Raw genomic sequence first — 522 nt, forward strand, 5'->3', positions numbered from 1 at the left:
CGTGAAATGGTACCGTCGTCATTCAGCACCCAAACAAACTTGTTCTCACGTCCAAGCTCGTCTCCATCAGCATTGAAAATTGCCTCAATCGGCACATTGATCCCAACGTTCAGCTCTAAACCCACTTTTTCATCTTTCGAGGTCACTTCAACGGCCATGCCATCAAGGATGTATTCCTCTTTTGGCATCGGTAAAGAAAGCGTCACGGTAAACGTTCCCGTGGTTGGGTCAGGCTCAGTAGTGAACTCTTTAACCGTCGCCTTGTACTCGTTGCCACTAGGAACACGAACCACCGCATTAATTGCCGTTAATCTTTCTTCTGTAGGAGGCTGTTTGACGTACAAGCGATCTGGCAATTGAATCAGAACTTCTACGCGATCCAGACTGTGGATATTGACGATATGTTGCCCAACTTGAACATTCTCAAATTGATCAATATTGACCCGAGAAATGATGCCATCAACCGGCGCTTTTAATGTGGTGAACGATAAACGCAACTTAGCGAGTTCCAACTCCGCCAAC

At 46.4% G+C, this 522-nt stretch carries 1 pseudogene; it reads right to left on the reverse strand.

Annotation, left to right across the window (positions count from 1 at the left end):
• Positions 1 to 522 (reverse strand): annotated as a pseudogene (gene vmeH / locus R7R78_RS29355) (efflux RND transporter periplasmic adaptor subunit VmeH); the annotation flags it as partial.

This window comes from Vibrio sp. 2134-1, assembly GCF_033339495.1.